1 protein-coding gene is annotated in these 447 nt (G+C 64.7%); it reads left to right on the top strand.

The genetic code is table 11. The annotated features are described in order from the left end of the window. Positions 1 to 440, top strand: a 440-nt coding sequence (locus tag ITJ49_RS17425; protein WP_194606805.1) for a superoxide dismutase, incomplete at its 5' end; no start/stop codon positions are given. Positions 441 to 447 lie beyond the last annotated feature (7 nt).

Raw genomic sequence — 447 nt, 5'->3', positions numbered from 1 at the left:
TCGAGAAAGACCTCGCGTTCAACCTCGGCGGCCACGTCAACCACTCGATCTTCTGGACCAACATGTCGCCCGACGGCGGCGACAAGCCCACCGGCGACCTCGCCACCGCGATCGACGACCAGTTCGGGTCGTTCGACAAGTTCACCGCCCACTTCACCGCGACCGCCCTCGGCGTCCAGGGCTCCGGCTGGTCGGTGCTCGCGTACGACATCCTCGGCCAGAAGCTCAGCATCTTCCAGCTGTTCGACCAGCAGGGCAACGTGCCCTTCGGCCTCGTGCCGCTGCTGATGCTCGACGTGTGGGAGCACGCCTACTACCTCGACTACCAGAACGTCCGCGCCGACTACGTCAAAGCGTTCTGGAACATCGTCTCGTGGGAGAACGTCCAGGCCCGCTACACCGCCGCGACCACCAAAACCGACGGCCTCCTCGTCTTCTAAGACCCGC

Origin of the sequence: Frondihabitans sp. VKM Ac-2883 (genome assembly GCF_015350875.1) — a bacterium.
Classification (GTDB): domain Bacteria; phylum Actinomycetota; class Actinomycetes; order Actinomycetales; family Microbacteriaceae; genus Frondihabitans.
The sequence above is the reverse complement of the archived record's forward strand: the minus strand, read 5'-3'. Positions and strand labels throughout refer to the sequence as shown.